The sequence below is a fragment of the Paenibacillus sp. D51F genome, assembly GCF_053345695.1.
In genome coordinates this window covers 42,744-64,975 of sequence record NZ_JBKFAO010000008.1, presented here as the reverse complement: position 1 = coordinate 64,975, position 22,232 = coordinate 42,744, and the positions used below count along the sequence as shown (strand labels likewise).

The 22,232-nt window shown below is 57.9% G+C and carries 20 protein-coding genes; 8 read left to right on the top strand and 12 right to left on the bottom strand.

From position 1 onward, the window contains the following. Positions 1-5: 5 nt before the first annotated feature. On the top strand, positions 6-890 hold the full coding sequence (locus ACLBWT_RS15635) for a carbohydrate ABC transporter permease (protein WP_447664055.1): 885 nt from the start codon (positions 6-8) through the stop codon (positions 888-890). A gap of 88 nt (positions 891-978) precedes the next feature. Beyond that, a complete protein-coding gene (locus tag ACLBWT_RS15630) occupies positions 979-2,025 on the top strand; it encodes a glycoside hydrolase family 88 protein (RefSeq protein WP_447664242.1) in 1,047 nt (348 codons plus the stop codon). Positions 2,026-2,131: 106 nt separating this feature from the next. On the opposite strand, the gene ACLBWT_RS15625 is transcribed toward ACLBWT_RS15630, so the two are convergent. The 3 genes from ACLBWT_RS15625 to ACLBWT_RS15615 all read right to left on the bottom strand — a co-directional run bounded on the left by ACLBWT_RS15625 (position 2,132) and on the right by ACLBWT_RS15615 (position 4,475). Continuing rightward, positions 2,132-2,497 (bottom strand): hypothetical protein, encoded by a 366-nt coding sequence (locus ACLBWT_RS15625; RefSeq protein ID WP_447664054.1) that lies wholly within the window; start codon positions 2,495-2,497, stop codon positions 2,132-2,134. 123 nt (positions 2,498-2,620) lie between these two features. Continuing rightward, complete coding sequence (locus tag ACLBWT_RS15620) at positions 2,621-4,105, bottom strand: alpha-N-arabinofuranosidase (RefSeq protein WP_447664053.1); 1,485 nt, start codon at positions 4,103-4,105, stop codon at positions 2,621-2,623. 13 nt (positions 4,106-4,118) lie between these two features. Beyond that, positions 4,119-4,475, bottom strand: coding sequence for a DUF6171 family protein (locus ACLBWT_RS15615; protein ID WP_447664052.1), 357 nt, complete (start codon positions 4,473-4,475; stop codon positions 4,119-4,121). Between the two features lie 125 nt (positions 4,476-4,600). On the opposite strand from ACLBWT_RS15615, the gene ACLBWT_RS15610 reads away from it, so the two are divergent. Continuing rightward, a complete protein-coding gene (locus tag ACLBWT_RS15610; protein WP_447664051.1) occupies positions 4,601-5,404 on the top strand; it encodes a helix-turn-helix domain-containing protein in 804 nt (267 codons plus the stop codon). Between the two features lie 92 nt (positions 5,405-5,496). Here ACLBWT_RS15610 and ACLBWT_RS15605 read toward each other — a convergent pair whose 3' ends face one another. Then, a complete protein-coding gene (locus ACLBWT_RS15605) occupies positions 5,497-6,372 on the bottom strand; it encodes a helix-turn-helix transcriptional regulator (RefSeq protein ID WP_447664050.1) in 876 nt (291 codons plus the stop codon). Between the two features lie 176 nt (positions 6,373-6,548). Here ACLBWT_RS15605 and ACLBWT_RS15600 point away from each other — a divergent pair, with 176 nt between their 5' ends. Continuing rightward, positions 6,549-8,411: a beta-L-arabinofuranosidase domain-containing protein gene (locus ACLBWT_RS15600; protein ID WP_447664049.1), complete on the top strand. Its 1,863-nt coding sequence runs from the start codon at positions 6,549-6,551 to the stop codon at positions 8,409-8,411. 220 nt (positions 8,412-8,631) lie between these two features. Here the strand turns inward: ACLBWT_RS15600 and ACLBWT_RS15595 are convergent, their stop codons facing one another. Both ACLBWT_RS15595 and ACLBWT_RS15590 read right to left on the bottom strand, forming a co-directional pair. Further along, on the bottom strand, positions 8,632-9,909 hold the full coding sequence (locus tag ACLBWT_RS15595) for an MFS transporter (protein ID WP_447664048.1): 1,278 nt from the start codon (positions 9,907-9,909) through the stop codon (positions 8,632-8,634). After that, positions 9,906-10,559, bottom strand: coding sequence for a TetR family transcriptional regulator (locus tag ACLBWT_RS15590; protein ID WP_447664047.1), 654 nt, complete (start codon positions 10,557-10,559; stop codon positions 9,906-9,908). The genes ACLBWT_RS15595 and ACLBWT_RS15590 overlap by 4 nt, the downstream gene beginning before the upstream one ends. Positions 10,560-10,734: 175 nt before the next feature. Here ACLBWT_RS15590 and pepF point away from each other — a divergent pair, with 175 nt between their 5' ends. Further along, a complete protein-coding gene (gene pepF / locus ACLBWT_RS15585) occupies positions 10,735-12,534 on the top strand; it encodes an oligoendopeptidase F (protein WP_447664046.1) in 1,800 nt (599 codons plus the stop codon). A gap of 76 nt (positions 12,535-12,610) precedes the next feature. On the opposite strand, the gene ACLBWT_RS15580 is transcribed toward pepF, so the two are convergent. Then, positions 12,611-13,441 (bottom strand): helix-turn-helix domain-containing protein, encoded by an 831-nt coding sequence (locus tag ACLBWT_RS15580; RefSeq protein WP_447664045.1) that lies wholly within the window; start codon positions 13,439-13,441, stop codon positions 12,611-12,613. Positions 13,442-13,553: 112 nt separating this feature from the next. Here ACLBWT_RS15580 and ACLBWT_RS15575 point away from each other — a divergent pair, with 112 nt between their 5' ends. Continuing rightward, positions 13,554-14,963 (top strand): HEAT repeat domain-containing protein, encoded by a 1,410-nt coding sequence (locus ACLBWT_RS15575; protein WP_447664044.1) that lies wholly within the window; start codon positions 13,554-13,556, stop codon positions 14,961-14,963. Positions 14,964-15,066: 103 nt separating this feature from the next. Continuing rightward, on the top strand, positions 15,067-15,630 hold the full coding sequence (locus tag ACLBWT_RS15570) for a DinB family protein (protein WP_447664043.1): 564 nt from the start codon (positions 15,067-15,069) through the stop codon (positions 15,628-15,630). Between the two features lie 11 nt (positions 15,631-15,641). On the opposite strand, the gene ACLBWT_RS15565 is transcribed toward ACLBWT_RS15570, so the two are convergent. From ACLBWT_RS15565 to ACLBWT_RS15550, 4 genes are all read right to left on the bottom strand, one after another. Continuing rightward, entirely contained in the window at positions 15,642-15,827 is a 186-nt protein-coding gene (locus tag ACLBWT_RS15565) for an alanine racemase C-terminal domain-containing protein (protein ID WP_447664042.1), read from the bottom strand. Positions 15,828-15,902: 75 nt separating this feature from the next. Then, positions 15,903-16,556 carry a C40 family peptidase gene (locus tag ACLBWT_RS15560; RefSeq protein WP_447664041.1) on the bottom strand — a complete coding sequence of 218 codons (654 nt, stop codon included), beginning with the start codon at positions 16,554-16,556 and terminating at the stop codon, positions 15,903-15,905. Between the two features lie 229 nt (positions 16,557-16,785). Then, positions 16,786-17,706: an ABC transporter permease gene (locus ACLBWT_RS15555; protein WP_447664040.1), complete on the bottom strand. Its 921-nt coding sequence runs from the start codon at positions 17,704-17,706 to the stop codon at positions 16,786-16,788. Next, entirely contained in the window at positions 17,703-18,587 is an 885-nt protein-coding gene (locus tag ACLBWT_RS15550) for an ABC transporter permease subunit (RefSeq protein ID WP_447664039.1), read from the bottom strand. Before ACLBWT_RS15550 ends, ACLBWT_RS15555 begins: the two co-directional genes overlap by 4 nt. Before the next feature lie 144 nt (positions 18,588-18,731). Between ACLBWT_RS15550 and ACLBWT_RS15545 the strand changes: the two genes are divergently transcribed. After that, a complete protein-coding gene (locus ACLBWT_RS15545; RefSeq protein ID WP_447664038.1) occupies positions 18,732-18,884 on the top strand; it encodes a hypothetical protein in 153 nt (50 codons plus the stop codon). 404 nt (positions 18,885-19,288) lie between these two features. Here the strand turns inward: ACLBWT_RS15545 and ACLBWT_RS15540 are convergent, their stop codons facing one another. Then, positions 19,289-22,210: a family 78 glycoside hydrolase catalytic domain gene (locus tag ACLBWT_RS15540; protein WP_447664037.1), complete on the bottom strand. Its 2,922-nt coding sequence runs from the start codon at positions 22,208-22,210 to the stop codon at positions 19,289-19,291. Positions 22,211-22,232: the final 22 nt, after the last annotated feature.

The window sequence follows — 22,232 nt, the reverse complement described above, 5'->3', positions numbered from 1 at the left end:
GACGCATGAATAGCGCCACTGCGACGCGACAAGAAGCTAGGCGGCCTCTGAAGCTCGGCTCGTTGGCCGGGTGGGCCGTTGTCTGGCTGTTCTTGATCGCCGTCCTTGTCTGTGTGTTGTATCCGGTCCTGTTCACCGGGTTCGGTTCCTTCAAGACGAACAACGAGCTGCTGGGCAGCGCGAGCATACTTCCGGCGGACTGGAGATGGGGCAATTACGCGGAAGCCTGGCAGAGGGCGAATTTTTCCCGCTATACGTGGAACAGCGTCTTCCTGTCCGTCACCTCGACGGCTCTCAATCTGCTCGTATGCTCGATGGGCGCCTACGCGCTGGCACGCAGGCATTTCCCCGGCCGCAAAGCGATTCTATTTCTGCTGGCCGCCACGATGTTCATCACGATCGGGGCGATCACATTCCGTCCGCTCTACGACCTGATGAAGGACATCCATATGCACAAGTCGCTATGGAGCGTCGTGCTTATATTCGTAGGCACTCATTTATCGTTCAATATCTTCCTGCTGGAGCGGTTCGTCCATTCCATTCCGAAAGATCTGGACGAAGCGGCTACGATCGACGGTGCCGGTTTCTTCGGCATCTACTGGCGGATCATTTTGCCGCTGCTCGGTCCGGGCTTGGGAGTCGTCGGGCTGTTTTCGTTCCGGGAGTCATGGAACCAGTACGTGCTGCCGCTTATCTTCACGATGACGCAGCCGGACAAGCAGCCGCTCACGGTCGGCGTCGTGGCGCTCAAGTATTCCGCCAACGCGGCCGCGGAATGGAACTTGATGCTGGCGGGCTCGATGCTGTCGATGCTGCCGATCCTGATCGTCTATTTCTTTACCAACAAATCGTTTATTTCGGGGCTTACGAACGGATCTGTCAAAGGCTGAATCCTCCCCGGCAGAAGAGAGGTCGGTTTCATTGGTTGCATTGGATCTAGTCAACATCTGGCGTGATGTCGAGGCGAAAGCTCATCTCATGCTGGAGAGGATCGGGGAGAGGTCGCCTCATGTCGCTGTTGACGGAATATATGACGACAAGCGGCTTGACTGGTGGACATCCGGCTTTTGGCCGGGCATGCTCTGGATCATGTACGGGATGACCGGGGACGGGAAGTTTCGGGATCAGGCCTGGAATTGGGATGAGAAAATCGAACGGTGCATGGTCCAGGAGTCGAATCTGCATCATGATGTCGGCTTTCAGTTCCTTCCTACCGCCGTTGCCAAGTATAAGCTGACGGGCGATCCCGACGGGCGCCGCAGGGGACTGGCCGCCGCGAATTTCCTGGCGGGACGGTTCAACCCGGCCGGCCGGTTTCTGCGGGCCTGGAATCAAGACAAGACGGGATGGGCCATCATCGACTCCTGCATGAACTTGTCGCTGCTGCTCTGGGCGTCGGAGGAGCTTGGTGATCCGCGCTTCCGTCATGTCGCTGCCGCTCATGCGGACACGGTGCTGGAGCATTTCATACGCGAGGACGGCTCCGTCAGGCATATTGTGTCCTTTGATCCGGAGTCGGGAGCTTTCCTCGAGGCGCTCGGCGGACAAGGGCATTCCTCCGAGTCCGCATGGAGCCGCGGTCAGGCATGGACGCTGTACGGCTTGGCCAATGTGTACCGGCATACCGGCTGCGAACGGTATTTGCATGCCGCACAGCGCGTGGCTCATTATTTCATCGCTTCGCTGGAGGAGGATGACGTTCCGTTATGGGATTTCCGCACCGGCCAAGATGAAGAGCAGCCTAGAGACACTTCGGCAGCGGCTTGCGCGGCATCCGGCCTGCTCGAGATCGCCGCGCTCGTTCCTGCCGCGTATGCCGGCTTGTACAAGCAGGCTTCCATCCGCATCCTGGATTCCTTGGCACGGAACTACGCTTCGTTCGATTCGACGAACGAAGCGATTTTACGGGATGGGACCGGACATAAGCCGAATGGCGAGAACATCCGGGTCGGCCTGATCTACGGCGATTATTTCTTCGTGGAGGCTCTCGCCAAGCTGAGCGGGTGGAAGCAACGCCATTTCTAACCGCGGGAAGAGGAGAGTTCATTCAGCCTCCCGCTGCGGATCAGCTGCCCCATGCGCGCATGTCTGAAGACGAAAAACAAATACACGCCGATATAGGTAGGCCAAGTCAGAAGGCCATTTCTGAAATGAAGCTATCTTGAAAAACGGCTGTTGTACCCGACGAACCGGCTTGCACGATCATCGTGTGCCTCCATGTTTTGATGATCGTACCCGTCTCATCCGTCGACAGGACCCGGCTGCGGTCATCGATGGAGAGAAACGAAATCGTATGGCGGCCGAGCGGAACGAGCTTGAACAGATCCATTCGGAGCGGATATGACCGCGTCGACCACTGTTCGGGCAGCCGATCCTTGCCCAGCGGCTTGAAGCCCATGAATGGAGAGGCGACGAGTTGAAAGGTGGCAGGGGATTTCAAATGATTCCATAAGACGTCAGGGGAGATGGGCAGCTCCGATTTCATCTGGATGATCATGGTTCGATACCTCCTGGCTTGTCGGGATTAAGGATGAATGCTGCCGAGCAAAAATAAAAGCGAGCCGCAGGCGCGGCTCGCTTTTTATTGGCGTTTCCATCTTCACGAGCTGCTGCTCCGAGTTTACAGCGTGAACCGGATCGTCGCAACCGATGCAGGGGGAAGCTTCACCGCAAAGCCGGAATCATCCTGTTCGATGCTGTCGAGCGGCTTCGGGACGACCTGTCCGGGATTGGCGAACGTATTGGCGGCATGGATGGAGTCTCCGGCCAGAAGCTGTCCGCTGCATTCGTACCGACCGCTCGACCCGCGCAGCTCCAGCGCAATGTCCGCCTGCTTCTCCGGATGGAGATTGTACAGGCTCACATGGATGACGCCGTCTTTGCGGGAAGCCGTTGCGCCGACCTGCGGCATCGCTGGCTGATTGGAGCCCGCCTCATACGATCCAAACTCTCCGTGCAAGGCGAGCGCTTCGGCATCCTGGTGCACGGCATACAGCTGGAACGCATGATAAGTCGGCGTCAGCAGCATGCGCTCGCCTTCGGTCAGAACGACGGCCTGCAGCACATTGACCATCTGGGCGATGTTGGCCATCTGGACCCGATCGCAATGCTTATGGAAGAGGTGAAAATGTATGGCGGCGACGAGAGCGTCCCTCATCGTATTCTGTTGAAAGAGAAAGCCTGGATTGCTTCCCGGCTCCACATCGAACCAGTCGCCCCATTCATCCACGATCAGACCGACCCGCTTCTGCGGATCGTATCGGTCCATTACCGTGCTGTGGCGCGTCAGCAGCTCATCCATATGGAAGGCCCTGCCGAGAGTACGGGCGTATTCCTCGGCGCCGAACTCGGTTGCCGAGCCTTTCTCCTGCCACGTCCCCGGAACGGTGTAGTAATGCAGGCTGAGGCCGTCCATGTGACCGGCGGCTTTCTGCATCAGCACCTCGGTCCAGCGGTAGTCGTCGGAATTCGCTCCGCCGGCTATTTTGTACAGCTTGTTGTCCCCGTATTGGCGGCAGTACGTCTGGTATTGGCGGTACAGGTCGGCGTAATGCTCCGGCAGCATATTGCCGCCGCAGCCCCAGTTCTCGTTGCCGACGCCGAAGTAGGCGAGCTTCCAAGGCTTGTCCCGGCCGTTCTGCCTGCGCAGGTTGGCGAGAGGGGACTCGCCGTCAAACGTCATGTACTCCAGCCACTCCGACATTTCCTGAACCGTGCCGCTGCCGACATTGCCGCATATATATGGCTCGGCTCCGATCAGCTCGCATAGACGGAAAAATTCATGCGTCCCGAAGTGATTGGTCTCGACGACACCGCCCCAGTGGGTGTTGATCATCCGCTTGCGCGACTCGCGGGGACCGATGCCGTCCCGCCAATGGTATTCGTCGGCGAAGCAGCCTCCGGGCCACCTCAGCACTGGAATATGGAGCTCCCGCAGAGCTTCCAGAACATCGTTGCGGATTCCGTCCGTATTGGGGATGGGAGAGTCTTCTCCGACCCAGAGGCCTTCGTAGATGCAGCGTCCGAGATGCTCGGCGAAATGCCCGTATAGATTGCGGTTGATCGTGCCTGTTGTCCAATCGGTATGTACGACGGCTTTCAACATGCGGATTCTCCTCTCAATTTTGAGCGTTTGCTCCTGCTTGAACGGCAATTTCCCAGCTTGCGCGCTTGGCGGCCGAAGGGTGCGGGCAATGACTGGACTTCAGCTTGGCCCGGATGGCGACGAGGCAGCCGCAGTGCATGCAAGTCGTGCCGTAGGACAAGCTCTCGCATGAGCCGCAAGCCGACAGCCGCTGTTCGTACAGGCGGTCGGACACGCTGTCTTCAGGACGAATCTTGGACAAGAACCTCGCCAGCTGCGATTCCGGAACGGCGACGCTCTCGCGGCAGCCTTTGCACGGATTATCGCTGCCAGCTGCTCTATCGGCTTTTCGGGCGATGCTTCGGTCCCTGGCGTACAAGCTCTCCGACAAGCTTCCAGCCTCCCTTTCTGTATGCGCTTTCTCAACCGTTCTGGTATGATTATATCGGTCCCGAGCGGCTTCAATCCATCCATTAAAATCTTCAAAAAACTGACCTATCGTGCTGAGAGAGGAGAATGCCAGCCTTGTTCCATCTGGTCAGCTGCGGATACCATTACGTTCATCCAGGCGGGCTCGCCATCGACCGTCCTCGCGGAGCGGGCAATTTCGCGTTCGTCTTCTTCCGCAGCAAGTCGGAAGTCATCGTGGAAGGAGTCCGCACAGTCGTGCCGTCCGGCACCCATATTTTGTTCCATCCCGCATCTTCCCATCGTTATGCCGGAATCGAGCCGCCTTTCGTCAACGATTGGCTCCACTGCGAGGGCGCGGGGATGGAGGACTGGCTGCGGGACATCCAGTACCCGATCAACGAGCCCGTAAAGGCGATGGATGCCCATCTCATCTCCAGATGCATCATCGAGCTGCAGAGAATCAGCAGCCACGGAGGTCAGCTCGCAGCGTCCATACTGGATCTTGAACTCCGAAGCCTATTCATGAAGATCTGCAATTCCAAGGAAGCATGGACGCTTCCCGAAGGGCAGAACCATTACTACGGCGCTTTTGTCGAGCTGAGGAGCGAGCTCCATAATTCTCCCCAGACGCGAGTCTCCGTGGAAGAGCTCGCAGCGCGCGTCAATATGAGCAAATCGTACTTCCAGCATGTGTACAAGCAGTTTTTCGGGGTGTCGGTCATGGCCGACATCATCAGAGGAAGACTGGAGTACGCCCAGTATCTGCTCGTGAACAGCAGCCTGCTTGTAGCGGAGATAGCGGGAATATGCGGATACGACAATGACACCCACTTCATGCGCCAGTTCAAGAAATTCTTCGGCGTCACTCCGCGGGGATACAGGGTATCCAGTCTCGAAAAGAGACCTTGACCGCTGCTGCGCCCGGCAGCTGAACTCCGGGAAATCGAGAAGCTCGAGGAGAACTGCTACCTGCTGGACGGCAAACGGCGTGCGCCTGCGGCTCAGCTATGGTCGATCGTCCGGTGCTTCCTGCGGAATTCCCGAGGCCGAAAGCCGGTATGCTTGGCGAAAGTCCGCACGAAGAAGGGGAAGGAGCCGAAGCCCGCTTCCTCGGCGATGGAGCCGATGGGCTCGTCGGTATGGATGAGGCGCAGCTTGGCCTGCTCGATCCGATACCGGGTCAAATAGGACAACGGCGTGCAGCCGAACACGCTGCGCATGCAGCGGGAAATGTAGTTCGGGTGGAAGTGGACCGCCTCCGCCAGATCCGCATAGGAGATCGGCTCACGGTAGTGTTGGCGAAGATAGGATGCCGCATGCTCCGCGATCGCAAGACGAGGGTTCGCGGGCGGCTGCAAAACGGCGCCTTGCAGCAGCGTCAGCAGCATGTCCTGGAACAGGTTCTGCTGCTTCAGACGGTCGAGCGCGGAAGGCGCGTCCAGCAGATGGTTCAGCTGGCGCAGCAGGCTGTAGACGGAATCGGGCTGGACGATGCTGCCGAACCGGGGAAGCTGAAAGGCGAATTGATGGATGCGGATGAACGGATCGTCGGCCGTCCGGGCATGCGGCTCCGCACTGTCCGCCGTCTCGCTCCAGGCACCCAGCGTATGCAGATGGACCCAGAAGAAATGGGTATCGCTGCTGCACGGCTTATAGGAGCGGTGAGCGCGATCCGGCCTCAGCAGCAAGTATTGACCGGCACCGACATCAAACGTCGATTGCTCCTCGGCAACATAGAGACAGCCCTTCGTGACGACGAGGAGGTCGAACACGCCGATGTCCCTCCGCGCGGGATGCGTGCGCCCGGATCCGTAGGTATCTTCGCCGCTGAAGATGTAATGAGGCAGCGGAGGCGCGACAAAACGTATTTCCGACATTTAGGTTCGGCTCCTGACGGTTTAATCAATTCTTAGAATTGAAGTCTCATTCTATTAGAACATTATGGATGCGCTAAAGTCCAGATCGGACAAAAGCAGGTCGTGATTCGATCTTATCCGCATGACGCCGGCCGTGATATATTCCCTGGGTAATGCAACCGAAAGGGGAATCGGATATGAGCTTGAACGGATCGGCTTATGAAACGCTGCCGCTTGGCCGCATTGTGCCGCTTGGCTGGATGAAGGATCAGCTGCTGCTGCAAGCGGATGGCCTGACAGGTCATCTGGAGGAGCATTGGGACGATGTCGGTCCGGGCAACGGCTGGATCGGAGGCTCGGGTGAAAGCTGGGAACGAGGACCCTATTACTTGGACGGACTCGTTCCGCTCGCCTATCTGCTCCAGGACGAGCGCCTCATCGCCAAAGCCCGGCGCTGGATCGAATGGTCTTTGGCCAGCCAGAGGGAGGACGGCTCCTTCGGCCCGGACCGGATCGAGTCTGTCAATCAGGATATAGACAAGAGCCAGGATTGGTGGCATTACATGATCATGATGAAGGTCATGATCCAGTACGAGGAAGCGACCGGCGACAGCCGCATCGTTCCTTTCCTTATCCGATTTTTCCGGTATATGCATAGGAACATCCAAGACCATCCGCTCAAGGACTGGGCCGTTCCGCGCGGTGCGGAGCTGATGCTGGCGCTTCATTGGACATACAGAAGGAGCCCGGAGCCTTTTCTTCTGGAGCTGTCGCAGACGGTATCGGAACAGACGACGGACTGGACAGCCATCCTGGAACGCTTCCCGTTCTGGCGGAAGGTCGAGCACTGGGATCACCGCACGCATGTCGTCAACGTGGCGATGGGAATCAAGACGCCTGGCCTGCTCTACGAGCTGACGGGCGACGAGAAGCTCCGATCGGCCGTCCACTGCGGCATCGACAGCCTGATGGCCTATCACGGCCAAGCCCATGGGATGTTCTCAGGCGATGAGTGGCTGTCCGGGACGCATCCTTCCCAAGGCGTTGAATTATGCGCCGTCGTCGAATACATGTTCACCTTGGAGCAGCTGGTCCGCATTTTCGGAGATGGACGTTTCGGCGACATCCTGGAGAAGGTCGCCTTCAACGCGCTTCCTGCGGCGATATCGGCCGATTGGACCTCCCATCAATATGACCAGCAGGTCAACCAGATCATGTGCAGCGTAGCCAAGCGGAACTGGAGCAACGGCGACGAAGCCAATCTGTTCGGCCTTGAGCCGAACTTCGGCTGCTGTACGGCCAATATGCATCAAGGCTGGCCCAAGCTGGCCGCGCATGCCTGGATGTCCGACCGCCGCGGCGGGCTTGCCGCCGTCTCTTACATTCCTTGCGTCGTGAAAGCCGCTGTCGGGAGCGGCAGCGAAGCCGAGCTGACCGTCAGCGGCGGTTACCCGTTCAGGGAGAACGTCTCCATCGGATTGTCGCTCGCCGGACCGGAGAGGTTCGCCCTTCATTTGCGAATTCCTGCCTGGTGCGGGGAGCCGGCGCTGTCCATCAACGGCAAGCACGTTCAGCTGCAAGCCGTCAATGGATTTGCGATTGTGGAGCGGGAGTGGAAGGACGGCGATGTCATCGAGCTGAGCCTGCCGATGAAGGTCGAGCTGGCCTCGCGCAATATGGATGCGCTCAGCGTGGAACGCGGTCCTCTTGTCTATGCGCTACCGATCGGCGAGAACTGGCTGCCGCATATCCGTCGGGAGAAGTTCAGCGATTGGGAGATCTATCCGACGACGGCATGGCGGTACGGGCTCATGGAGGATGCGGGCTTCGAATTCGCGAGCGGAGAGATTCCTTCCCAGCCCTTCCTGGCAGCGCATTCGCCCGTGAAGCTGAAGACGAAGGGCAAGCTCGTGCGCAATTGGCCGATGGCCGGGAACAATGCGGATTCTCCGCCTCTGAATCCCGCGACGGAAGGGCAGGAGGAGCAAGAGCTCATCCTCGTTCCTTACGGAGGCGCGAAGCTTCGGATCGGAGAGTTTCCGAGAATTCAATCCCGCTAGCAGGGGGAAGAAAAGTGGACTGAAATTCCGCCGTCATCGGCATGCACCAGGGAGAAAACGCTGTCTGGCTGAAGTCCGGCAGGTGAAAATACCCGGAAGTCATGGCCATGCCGAGTGCCCGAGCTCTGTCGGCTGACGGCATGGCGATGTCTGAAGGTTGAGCTCTGTCGGCTGTCATCCATTGTTGGCAGCCGACTGTGCGGCAGGCCTGAATGCAGCATCAGTTTTGTTCGCCATCGGCTAATACTGCCATCCGCGCTCCTTGATGCAGCTTGCGGACGAGCCGGGGGAGCGAGGCCAGATAAAATCCGCTGACCGCAACGGTGCATAGGGCAACGGAATAATGCAGCCATGTGACCGAGATCCAAGCGGGGAAAGCAAGCGCGATACACCCGAGAGCCAATGAATGCCCCAGCATCATGACTGGCTCGATGAGAGCATTGACCCGCCCCATTCTCTCCGGAGGGACAAGCTCAGGCATCCAGCTCCCGAGCGCGATATTGATGGGAGCGATGGCGATTCCGGCAAAAAAGATAAGGATGAGATACAGTTCAATCCGATCCGCCAAGCCCAGGCCGGCAATAAGCAGGCTGGATAGAAAGAGGCCGCCGATCAGGATCGGAGCTCTCGTCAGCCGGCGTATCATCCATGGACCGAGCAGGCTGCCGATGAGGAAGCCTATGCCGAGGAATACCGTAATCAGCGATGAGTGGAGAACGTATTGATCGGGGCTCAGCTTGTATTTCATGGCGAAGATGGGGAGCACGGCGAACACGCCGTTGACGAGGCCGAAAAACAGGAACCCGCTGATCAGGATCAATAACAGACGATTGCCCATCAAGTAACGGAGGCCATGCCAAAAGTCCTTGAGAAGCAGAGAGAATCGGAGATCTCGGATGCGGCTCTTTCCATTTGGAGTGCGGGCATGTGAAGGGAAATCCCCCCGTGAAATCAACAGGCCGGAGACCAGAAAGCTGATGGCGTCCACGATGATTGCACCTTCAATTCCGATGAAACGATAGGCAGCCGCGCCAAGACTCATGCCGAAAAGCATGAACATGCCCATCACCATCTGATTGAGGCCAGATGCCTGTACATAAGCGTCCTGAGGAATGCTGCCTTGAAGGAGACCCATTTCGGCGGGACCGAAAAATTTGGAGATCGAGCTGCGGAGAAACAAAACCAGGAAGCAGGCGAGCAGCAGATCGAAATGGACGAACAGAAGCAGGAGCGCGGTAAGGCCCGCCCGAATCCAGTCGCTGTACGCCGCGATGAGCTTGCGGTCGAATCGATCCGCAATGACCCCAACGATCCAGAATACCGCCAGTGTAGGGAGGGAGTACATGAGCTCAGCCGTCGCCGCCAGCGATGGCTGTTCGCTGTACCGGTCGACCAGATAGAAGGCGAATGCCATATTTCCGACTACGCTGCCCAGCTGCGAGGCGAATGCCGCGAAGAACAGCTTGCTGAACGTCGGATTGCGAAACAGCGTCCTCATTTGATCTCCCACCGGGATGGCAGGCGGCTGTCCGTCACAGGCTGAAGCAGAGACTTCAAATATTCCAGAAGCGCTTCGATCTGCATCGGGGAATTCGCCTTCCCGGCTCCAACCGCGTAGGTATGGGTTACAATGCCCTCTTGAAAAGAAGCGGCAAGCCGGGATATGTCCAGCACGTCCAGGACGGGATTGAATTCTCCGCGGTCGATGCCGGCTTGGAGAAGGCCTGCGAATTGGGCGATGCCCTTCTCGTAGCGGCGGTGAAGAAGCTCGCGGCGCGCTTCATCTCTCCAGCCGACCAGGAAATACTCATAGAATGCGGGCATGAGGCCGCGATCCGATGAGCTCGCCCATTCATTCAGCCGCATGGAATACGAAGCGGAAATCACATCCCATACCGAAGCCGACGATGCCTCAAGCCCTTTAAGGTAGCGGTCGTGATCGGCATCCTGATGGTCCAGGAGCGCCTCGAAAATTTCTTCCTTGGTCTGAAAGTACAAGTATATCCATCCTCGGCTCATTCCGGCTTCTTCGATGATATCCTTGAGCGTCGCAGACCCGAACCCTTTCTCGGCAAATACGCGCTTGGCCGCTTCAAGGATTTGTTGCCTCCGCAGTTCCTTGCGTTCTTCAGATAGTTTAGGCGACATTTCAGTATCCCCCCCCCACAAAATGAACTACATGTCATTTTGAGTATAAAGAGAATGGTTTCCTATTTCAACTCTATTTTCCATCCAAAACCAATTGGCGGCATAGACAGCCATGATACAATGGAGATATTTGGAGGCGCCAAGCCTGGATGCATCCGGAAGGAGAGTGTTGATCATGTCGAAAATCTTGACCAGGTCCGAGGTCGACGTAGAGACGACTTGGGATTTGCGCGACATTTTTGAAACGAAGGAAGCTTGGGAGCAGGAATGGAATGCCGTTCGGCAGGATCTTCCTTCCGTCACGAAATACGAATGCACGTTAGGCGAAGGCGCGGACAAGCTGCTCGCCTGCCTGATCGCCCAGGAAGAGCTGCAGAGCCGGATCAGCCGGGTGTACGCGTATGCCCATCTGCATCAATCCGGAGACAGCATCGATCCGGACAATCAGATGAACGCCGCCAAAGCCCGCGATCTTTCCTCGCAGGCCGGCTCCGCTTTTTCCTTCATCAAATCGGAAATCATCTCGCTCCCGGACGGAACGATCGCCAGGTATATGAGCGAGCAGCCCGCTTTGCGGGATTTCGAGCGGAGCCTCGGCTTGCTGCTGCAGACGAAGCCCCATCGGCTGACGGCGGAGACGGAAAAGGTTCTGGCTTCCTTCGGCGAAGTGCTGGGCGCGCCATACCGCATCTACGAACGCGGCAAGCTGACGGATATGACCTTCCCGGCCGCGAAGGACGGGAGCGGGAAAGAGCTGCCGGTTTCGTTTGCGCTCTATGAGAACAAATACGTGGAGTCGCCGGATACGGAGCTGCGGCGCAATGCGTTCAAAGCGTTCAGCGGAACGCTGCACAAATACCGCAACACCTTCGCCGAAGCCTACGGCACCGAAGTGAAGCGCCAGGTGATCGAGTCGCGTCTGCGGGGATATGAGTCCGTCACGGACATGCTCTTGTCGCCGCAGCAGGTGACGGCCGAAATGTACGCCAACATCCTGGACATTCTGCAGGAAGAGCTGGCGCCTCATATGCGCAAGTACGCGGCGCTCAAGAAGCGGGTGCTTCAGCTGGACGAGATGACGTTCGCGGATCTGAAAGCTCCGCTCGATCCCGATTTCAGTCCCGGCATTACGTTCCAGGAAGCGGGAGAGCTGATCAAGGAAGCCCTTGCCGTCCTCGGTCCCGAATACGGCGAGATCGTGTCGGATGCATTCCGGGACCGGTGGGTCGATTATGCGGACAACGCCGGAAAGCGAACCGGCGCGTTCTGCATGTCGATTCCCGGCGTCCACTCCTATATTCTGATCAGCTGGGCGGACAGCATGAGAGGCGCATTCACGCTCGCCCACGAGGTAGGGCATGCGGGCCATCTGATGCTGGGAAGCCGTTATCAGCGCCCGACGAACGCAAGGCCGTCGCTTTATTTCATCGAAGCGCCATCGACGATGAACGAGCTGCTGCTGGCGGATCATCTGCTGTCCCGCTCGGAGGATCCCCGCATGCGCCGCTGGGTCATATCCCAGCTGCTCGGCACTTATTTCCACAACTTCGTCACCCACTTGCTCGAAGGCGAGCTTCAGCGCCGCGTCTACGGCCTTGCCATGAAGGACGTGCCGATCACGGCCGTGAAGCTGTGCGAGCTGAAGGGAGACATCCTCTCTTCGTTCTGGGGCGAGGATGTCGTCATCGATGACGATGCCAAGCTGACATGGATGCGCCAGCCGCATTATTATATGAGCCTGTATCCCTACACCTATGCGGCTGGATTGACCGTCTCCACTGCGGCCGCGCAGCTCATCCGGGAGGAAGGGCAGCCGGCTGTCGACCGCTGGCTCGAGGTGCTCCGCGCCGGCGGCTCGATGAGTCCGCTGGAGCTGATCCGGCTTGCAGGCGTCGACATGTCGAAGCCGGATCCGATCCGTACCGCCGCGGCCTACGTCGGATCCCTGATCGAAGAGCTGGAAAGCTTGTACTGACCGGCCACGCGTTGCAGGCAAACGATAAACGATAAAAACCAGCTTTTGCCGACGGGATCGGCTCAAGCTGATTTTTTTATGCATACGCCGAACGGTACTCCGTCGGACTGAGACCTGTATCCTTGCGGAAGCATTTGGCGAAGTAGTGGGTATCCGGGTATCCGGTCCGTTCCGCGATGTCCTTGACGCTGAGGGAGGTGGAGGCAAGCAGCTTGCGCGCCATGTCCATCCGCTTGCGGCTGATGTATTTGGCCGGCGGCATCCCGAAGTGCTTCTTGAAGTAGGAGATGAAATAGTTCGGGTGAAGATGAAGGGAAGCCGCCAGATCGTTGATGCTCAAGCTCTCCTGCAGATGGGATTCCACGTAGTCCTGGATGACGCGGATCCTCTGCATGTCCTCGCTGCGATGGGTAAGCACCTGTACCGGAATGCTTTCCAGGAAGGAGGACAGAATTTCCAGCATGACCGCCTTCTCCCGGAGCAGCGTTACGAGGGAAGGGCGGGCATTCAGCTCCGCCAGCTCGGCGAACAGGCTCTGCATCCGCTGCGGATCGGGCGCATCGATGCAGAGCGGAGCGTCGATCCACTGGAACAAGTCGAACGGACCGACGCCGGCATTGAAGTGGCACCAGTATTTGGAGAAAGGCGGCTTGTCCGCAACAGCCGAATACGACTGCTTGACGAATGCCGGCATCAGACATAGCTGGCCCGGCTTCGGGAAGCATTCCCGGCCGTCTACCTTGAGCCAGCCTTCCCCGTCCATAATGAAGTAAAGCCGGTTGAATTCAGGCACATAGTCCAGATCCCGCCAATCCGCCGTGCACTGGGTGCGGTGGGCGACCTGAACCCGGATCTGCAAGTTGCCGAGCAATTCAAGCAGCGTGGATTCCTCTTGTCGAAGCATCATTCGTCCAGCCCCATCGCTTAGTTTTGTCCCCTATTCCCTTAGGAACTTCCATTCCCGCCCATGGAATCGCGAACTATAATCAGTGTATCAGATTCCGGGAGGGACATCGATCATGACCACGATCCACAAGCCGGCCTTGCTTACAGACGAACAAATGAAAACGTTTATCCGCGACGGAGTGCTGCTGCTCCAAACCGACTTTCCGCAGCAGTTCCACGACGGACTCGTCTCTCAGCTGAATGAGGTCTACAACGAAGAAGGCAATCCGGGCAACAACATCCTGCCGCGGATCAGGGACCTGCAGAAGGTGTTCGACCATCCGGTCGTGACCGGCGCGCTCACAAGCGTGCTCGGACCCGATTACCTGATGCATACTCACCGTCACGGCCACTTCAACGCCTCAGCGCAGCCGGGAGGCTGGCATAAGGACAGCTACTGGGGTTATGACCGGATGAGGAACCACCATCCCTGGTGGGCGATGATCATGTATTTTCCGCAGGATACGCCTCTTGAGCTGGGACCGACAGGGATCTTCCCGAGCACCCAGCTGCTGGAATCCCGCGTCTTCGAGGACGAGAACCCGAAGGAAGAGGTGACGGCGCAGGGCGGAGCCGGCACCTTCGCCCTCATCCATTACGACATCTGGCATCGTTCCACTGCCAACGTGCTTGGCCAGCCCCGTTATATGCTGAAGTTCGAATTCATGCGCACGACGGCGCCGTCGGCGCCATCCTGGGACTGCCGGAATCCGGTATGGTCACCGGCGGCGGATGCGGCTGCCGGACAGTGTGATGCGGCCATCATCTGGGAAGAGACGTGGAACTGGCTCTCCGGACGGATCGGCAGCCTGGCGGATTCTCAGCCGGACGATGCGGAAGCCATTGCCGAGCTTGCGGGCGCTCTTGCAGGCTCGGATGAGCGGTCAGCCCTTGGCGCGGCTTACAGCCTGGCGGCCAGAGGCAAAGGGGGAATCGCCGTTCTGGAGGAGGCTTTGAGACAGGAGGACAGCCGAATTTCCCGTATGGCTGCCTACGGCCTGTCGGCTGCCGGAGCCGGTTCGGTTGCCGGCCTGCAGGCGGCGCTTGACAGCTCCGATACTGCGACGGTCTGCCATGCCGCGTTCGCCCTTGGCGAGCTGAGAGAGCTTGCGGAGTCTGCAGTTCCGCAGCTTGCCGAGCTGCTGACAGGACAGTCGGCGGAGGTTCGCCGCCAGGTCGTCGATTCGCTCGGACTGATCGGCACTCCGGCAGAGCGGATCGTACCGGCGCTCATCCGCGGCTTGCGCGACGAGGACAATCAAGTCCGGTTCATGGCTGCTCTCTCGCTGCTGCGCTTGAAGGGTGCGGCGGCGGACGCCGTGCCTGAGCTGGCGGAAGCTCTGCAGGATCCGAACCGCTATGTGCGCGGACATGCGGCGGAAGCTCTGCGCTACATCGACAGCCCGGAAGCGCGGGAGGTTCTGTTCCGCGAGCTGTTCAACCTGCGCTGGTGCTCCGATACGACCAAGGCCAGCACGTTCTGACCGCAGGTTCTGCGGGTCCATAAAGATTTTCCCGGTACGGCTGAAAAGAAGCGAAGCAACGAACCGAATTTCAGGAGCGGCTTGAGCTGCTCCTGTTTTTTGCATGAAGAGGAAAACAGCCTTTTTTATCCAATTGAATGTAAAAGAAAAAGAGGGAGGAAATCCAATGGAGACCAGAAATGCGGTTTTATTCACACAGCTGCATGCTTATCGCAGAGAGCTCATGGACATGATCGCGGACGTATCGGAAGCGGAAGCAGAGGAAATTCCGGCTGGCTTCAACAATAATATCCGCTGGAATTTGGGACATATCATCATCGATCAATATTTATGGATCCGTGCGCTCACCAAGGAAGACATGCCGGTTCCGACGACTTTCACTGCATGGTTCGGGTACGGTACGGGCCCGTCCGCGTTCACGTCTGATACGCCTTCCTTTTCCGAGCTTTCACTCATCCTGCAGCGGCAGCCTGCCATCATTGAAGAACGCTACGGGAATCGGATGCAGGAAGAATTCGCTCCGATCAATATGGGGATGCATACCATCGAGCAGGTGATGATTCGGACTATTTTTCATGAAGGGCTGCATATCGGGGCTATTCAGGCGATCAAGAGGCAATTGGCCAACGGGGGCCAAATGCCGAGTGGAAGGCGACATAAGGCTTGATCGGCTTCAGCTTAAGACAGATACATCCGCTCCAATCGAGGTCCCAGCCTGCTGATCACCTCGTTCACGATCGTTCCGGCGGATGCCGCTATGCCGCCGGCCGTAATGGCTTCGGCTCCGTCCCGGCCGATCAGCGCGGCAGCATCTCCTTGCTTGACTCCTTCGATCCCCGTGAAGTCGACCGTCATCTGATCCATCCGCCAAAAAAAAGCCCTCTGCTTTGAACAACAAGCAGAGAGCCTTCTATGGGATTCATTCTGGAAGCAGACATGTCAGCTATGTCTGGACGGATTCCACTTTGATCTTTTTTTGCCTTCTGAAGAGACCGGCTTTGCCGATTCAGCCGATTTGCCCGTCTTTGCAGAAGATACGGAGGCCGGCTCGTCCGATCGAGGGAGATCTATCGTTCCGCTAGCGCCTGGAATGACATGACGAGCGGTCACGAACGTGTTGTCCCAAGTACTGCCGGCAAAAGTCGAGACGGTGACGCCGATGCCGACACGGTAAGTATGAAGCAGCTTGCCGTTTCCGATGTAGAGGCTGACGTGATTGATGACTCCGTCTCGATTCGTATCCGAGAACACGAGATCGCCCGGCTGCAGCTTGTCTTTCGCTACCGGCGTGCCGACAGCCGCTTGCTGTTTGGACGAGCGAGGCAGATCGATGCCGTTTGTCTTGAAAATATATTGCATGAACGAAGAGCAGTCGAAGGCATCGGTTGATCCGGAGCTTGCCCCGAATTTGTACGGCACGCCCAAGTATTGCTTTCCCGTTGCAATAATAGCATCCGCTGCGGAAGCTTCCGCTGTCGCAGCATGAGTCGTGTTCGGAGCCAAAAGCATACCTCCGGAAAATGCCATGGACAGGCTCAGCGTAACGCCAAGCAGCTTGGTTCTCACTCGATTGTTGCGAGGTGTAAGGCGCATGGTTAAGTTCCTCCCGCTCGGTAAAGTAGGTTGATAATGGCTGTTGATCGCTTGGGAACACCATAACACAGCCCCAATCCCCACTACTTCCCAATGTGGACGGAAATCCTGCCCGACCTTGCGGTTGAGCCCGATTGTTAGAAAACCATGAGAAAAAAATCATCAAAGCCATATTGACTATGGATCCATACCAAGAAGAAGGAGAGGTTACGTTCATGCGTGCAGCAAGTTAAAGACGGGAGGGCTTCGTGTATTTTTGATTGAACAGGGTTTGAAGGCCTCTGGCGAGCAGCTGGAATCCCAGAATCAGGACGAGGTAAGCGGCGAGAGGAACAAACAGGATCCATGGGTAGACGTCCAGGCTGCTCCGTCCAGCCGCGATCAGTCCGGCCCATTCGTTGGTGCGGCTGTTGTATTCGATCGGATCGAAAGTCATGACCGTACCTCCAACGAACAGATGGAAGATGGCCAATTGCCCGAACAGAGTCAAGACCAGCACGACTTCCTGGACGATCAAGATCAGGAAGCTGTCCTTCAAATGAGGAAAGAGATGCGCGCCGATCATTTTCCGATGACCCGTACCGATCGATCGAGCAGCGAGGATGAATGGCTTTTCTCGAATAAGCTCCGTCTTTTCCTTGATCGAGATGACAATCGACGGAATCCCGATGGCAGCAAGCACAACTCCCATTATCACGCATAATTGGATCGGAGAGAGGCTGGAGTTGATCGACAATCCGGCCAGCAGCAGCCAAATGACCAAGAAAATCGGAATTCCATTCAGCAGCTTCAAGGCTGTCGCCGGCTGTCGGCGTTTTGCCGGCTTCCTGGCGACATAGCCCAGCAGCATGCCCGTGATCCCGCCGAAAAACACTCGTGCAAAAGCGATCGAGACGGCTAGAAAAATCGTGTACTTGGCGCCAACCAAAATGCGGGTCATCAGGTCGTAGCCGTAAAAGTCGGTTCCAAGCGGGTATTCCTTGCCTGGAGGCAGCGGCGGCGCAACGATTGTTCCTTTTCCGCTGCTGTCGACTGCATACTGAATTTTCAACGGCTCGTCCAAATCATGCTGGATAAAAAATGTGCCGAAAATGGCCACGCCTATAATTGCGGTTGTGAGGATCAAACCTGCCAGCAGCGTTTTGTTCATCGAGACAACACCTTTTCCCATCCCCATAGATAAGTTTTCAGCAACGTATAAATAACAGCGTAAAGAAGAAGAAGCGTGAGGAGTCCATTCACTACAAGCGGGAATTGGTAGCCGCTCGATGAGTAGACATTGCTGAACAAGAGCATCGTCAAGCCATGCAGATTATACAAATACTCCACGATAAAGATATTCCCGATCAAAATCCCCAGAAACTTATGTAGATCCGCTCTTATGAAAGGAAGCACATTGGGAAGAGCGTGATAGAAAACGATGTGGATCTTCCTCAATCCGCGGGCTTTGGCAAAGCCGATATAATCCTCGGCCAGCGTATACGTCATCTGCATCGTTACGTTTCGGATCATATAGCTGGCCGGAATGAGAATCGACGATACGAGGGGAAGCACGATCGCAGGATCTTTGACCGACAAGGTCGCGATCTGAAAAAGAACGACTCCTGTTTTCGACGCCACGAATACGACCAGAAATTGAAGGAGGAGGATGGATACAAAGTCGGGCATCGCCCCCAAAAATTCCACGATCCGCTTCAGCCATTCCGCGCGGGATAACGAGAAATAAACTCCGATCAGGACGCCTATCGTCGTGCCGATCAGAGCTCCGCAGGCGAGATAACCGAATGAAATGAGGAAATAGCTTCCGACCTGCTCCCAGAAGGAAAGCGTGTTCTGTCCGGATAGAAACCGGAAGGAATCGCCGGTGCGGATGCCGGAAAAATAATCCTTCATGCTTGCCGCGCTCTGAGGCCAATCGAGCCGGATGGAGTGGCTCCCGTCGGGCTGGAGCAAGAGGGGCAGCGCGGCCATGATCAAGACGAGGATGAAGACCATAGGAATGCTTAAAACAAATCGGTTCATTTTTGACATCGCTATCTCTGGATTCCCTTCCTTTGGAAATTCCATTAAGTATATCTTTTAAAACCTTGAAAAGTCTAGATTTGTTTCGTATCAATCGGGAAGCGTTTCGTTGTAGCGGAATTGGCGTCGGACCGCAGCGGCCTGAATGAGTCCATGAACGCCCTGTACGATGTCATGCTGGCGCATCCCGAGCTTGGAGCGGCCGATGACAACGGCGAACCTTTGACCGCAGCCGGCAAGGAGGAGCTCGTCGCCAATGCTGTCGACTCCATCAGCGACGGCCTGAATCCGGCCTGGACAGCATAAAAAGAAATGGAGCCTGCACATCATCCTCGGAGCTTCGATCAGCGTCGAGAAAGAAAGCTGCACCCAATAGGTCACGCTTGAGCGCGAGGTCGGCTGAACGGATCTGCCGCTAAACGATCTGCCGTTCCGAGCATGCCCGGCAATTGACCGAAGCTTTGACTCGCCGGTTTTTGCAACCCATCGCCGATTGAGTTTCATGGAATGACCAAGAACGCGTATCGGGATCCGGACAAGCCTTCCAAGGCTTCCGGAACCGAGCACGCGATCTTTTGTTTGCCTGCCCTTGCGGAGAGGAGCTTCAACTCATGGGCCTATAGCATCTCGCTGCATCGCCGGCAGGGTGGCCGGTCATGAGCATATCCAGCGGCGATGCGGCGAGATGCTATAGGCGCGGCCAACGACCTTCACATCCGTGCCGTCATGAAATGCTCCACTGTACCGGTATGGCCTTCCGGCCATCGCACTTGAATGGCGATATCGGATGGAGCTTCCACCCGAAGCGAAATCGAACTCCCTGCAACCCGCCAGCTGACGCTGATCTCGCCTCCGTCCGGCAGCGGCACGATGCCTTCGGCCCAGTTCAGGCCTGCAGGCTGGGGAGCGATCTCAACGGAACTCCAGCCTGCCGACAGCTTGCGGACGCCGAGTATGGACGCGCCGAGAAAATACCCGGGAGCGGCCGACCAGGCATGGCAGTGGCTGCGGGTCAACAGATCTGGATTGGCGCGGTTCTCCGCAAAATCGGGATACATCTCCCAGCAGGTCGTCGCGCCATGCTCCAGCATCCGGCCATAGTGGAGGCGGATGTCGTCCAGCATGAGCTCATGGCGGCCCAGCTTGGAGAGCGCCTCATAATAGAAGAAGCTCATGAACGGGCTTCCGATCTGGACCCATTGAGCCGGCGGCTCCACAAGGTATTGCTCCAGAGCGGCCAAGCGCTCTCCGTCCGCCGCGTCGCACAGGTAGGCAGCGACTTGAGTCTGCATGCTGAATATGGAAGACCGCCTGCCGTCGGCATGGATGCAGTCCAGATATGCTTGCTGCCGCTCATCCCAAAGGTTCTCGTTGACAGCCGACTGCAGGGACGACGCTTGCTCCCGCCAATGATGGGCCGTGCCGGCTTCGCCTGCGGTCTCGGCCAGACGGGCCGCCTGGCGAAGCGCCTTGATCATGAACAGGTTCTGATGAGTGACGATGCCTTCGCCGGGCTGGTCGATCGGAGCCCAGTCGAGCAGGTTCCAGCCCCGCATGTTCAGCAATCCGGAGCTGTCAATGTGGGAGGAGTAGGCCTCGATCGTCCGGAGGACATGGGGCAGGATCTCGCGGGCGAACTCGATGTCTCCCGTATGCTCGACGAACTCCTCGCAGGCGATGATCCAGAAGAACGTCCAGTTGGGAATGACGCTGCTCCAGCCGCTCGGCACCTGGTCCAGATACAGCGGCGTATCGGAAGCGGAGCCCGGAACGAGGTTCAGGCAGCGCTTCACGATCTCTGTCGCTCCGAAGACATAGTAGTTGACCAGCGCCTCGTTGCGCGCGTCGCCTACCCAGAACACCTGCTCGTACGAAGGGCAATCGACGAACGTGTCTTCCATGCACAGCCTCGTTGTCCGGCGGCTGATGCTCCAGATCTCGTTCAGAAGGGCATCCGAGCAGCGGAAGCTGCCGTTGTCGGCTGCGGGATAAGAGCTTTGGTGGAAATGAATCTCCTGCAGCAGGACGGGACGAGCTGCAGATCTTATCGTCAGGATCAAGTAGCGGCAGCCCCGGCGGACGGGGGACAAATAGCTCTGCCTGCCCTCGCGGCATATGTAGCGCAGCGTGTTGTCCAGACCGTACGTATGCTGCCGGAAGTCATGCTGCATATGCTCGATGCCGTAAATATCCACGACCGTTCCTGCAGCAGCATCCAGCTCGAAGCCGATGAAGCCGGAGCGCTGCTCGCCGAGATCGATGACAAGCTCGCAGTCCCAGCCCGGGAACAGCGGCAGCTCGGCAGGCTCCGGCACAGGCAGCACGGCGTTCTGAAGCGAGGCTGGCACGGCCAGCCGCTCGTGCTCGCGATGCCAGACGCTGAGCCCGAAGGCATCCTGCCCGGTAATCAGGCGGGGATCGATGCCGCGAAGCCAGCCTTTCAGATCGGGATCGTCCATCGAGACTTTGCCTTCCTTCAGCCGCGAAAAGAGGAAATGACCCGTGTCCAGCTCTCTGCCGGCTTGATGATCGACATGCTTGACGGCGTCGAACGGTCCGATTGCGGCAAAGGGAGCACGCGGGGAGGTCATATCCGATAAGCCCGCAGCAGAAGCGGAATGCGCCTCTCCTCCGGGCGCTTGCGCTGGAGCCGACAGAGCGAACGGCACATCCGCATCCACGCCGAGATGGAAGCTGCTTCCGTGGTCGCCGGAGGTGACGTCTATGAGCAGCGTATGGGGACCGGCAGCAAGCTCCAGATCGTAATAACGTTCCGGCTGGACGCCCCGGTGCGCATCGATGGAGACGCCGTCCACGAGAATGCCCCCGGGCCGCGCTCCTCCGGGGAATCCGATCGTGACTCGGCCCTTGTCCTCAAGCTGCAGAATAGAGGCCAGAAATCCGCAATAGCTGACGGGATTGGCGTGGCCGGCACTGTCCGGAACCATGACTGTCCGCAGATCGATGGCGGCCATGAAGGCAGGAGGCTTGACGCGGCTCAGCCCGGCAACCCGGGAAGGATAGCGTTTCTCTTCCGTCAAGAAAGGGATGTCGCGGGAAACGAGCTTTTTCCATGGTCCTTCTCCAGCAGCGCAGACGGCTGCCGCAGGCGACCAGTCCATGAGTCGGGATGCTCCCGTCATCCATCCTTCGTCCTGCTCGCCGGCATCGATGACTTCGGCGAATGCCTGCTGGCAGGACATCCGCGGCGAGCTGGGCAGCTGTCCTCCCAGCAGGGCGGTTTCCCAGTCCTCGCCGGTAGGCAGGCTGATCCCTCGGGGCGTCTCGAGCTCAGCAATGAGACCGCCTTGCCCGCGCAGGTAGCAGAAGTTAGAGATGCCGAAGTGGAGCACAAGCACGGCAATCGTGTTCCGCTGGCCGGGCTTCAGCAGGCGGCCGATATCGTAGCTGTCGTAGGACTGCTCCTCCGGCCAGGACCTCACCGGCCCGCGGCCGGCCAGGACGCCGTTCACATAGAGGACGTAGCGGGAGTCGGCGCTGATGTGGAGAGTGGCTTCCTTCTCGGCAGCGGGCGGGTGGTCGAAGCTGTGGCGGAAGCAGCGCCACTCGTTCCGGGGACTCGCTTCCAAGCCTCCCCATATCCATTTGGCTTGCCAAGTGCGTTCGGTCATGATTGCTCCGCTTCCTTTCGGG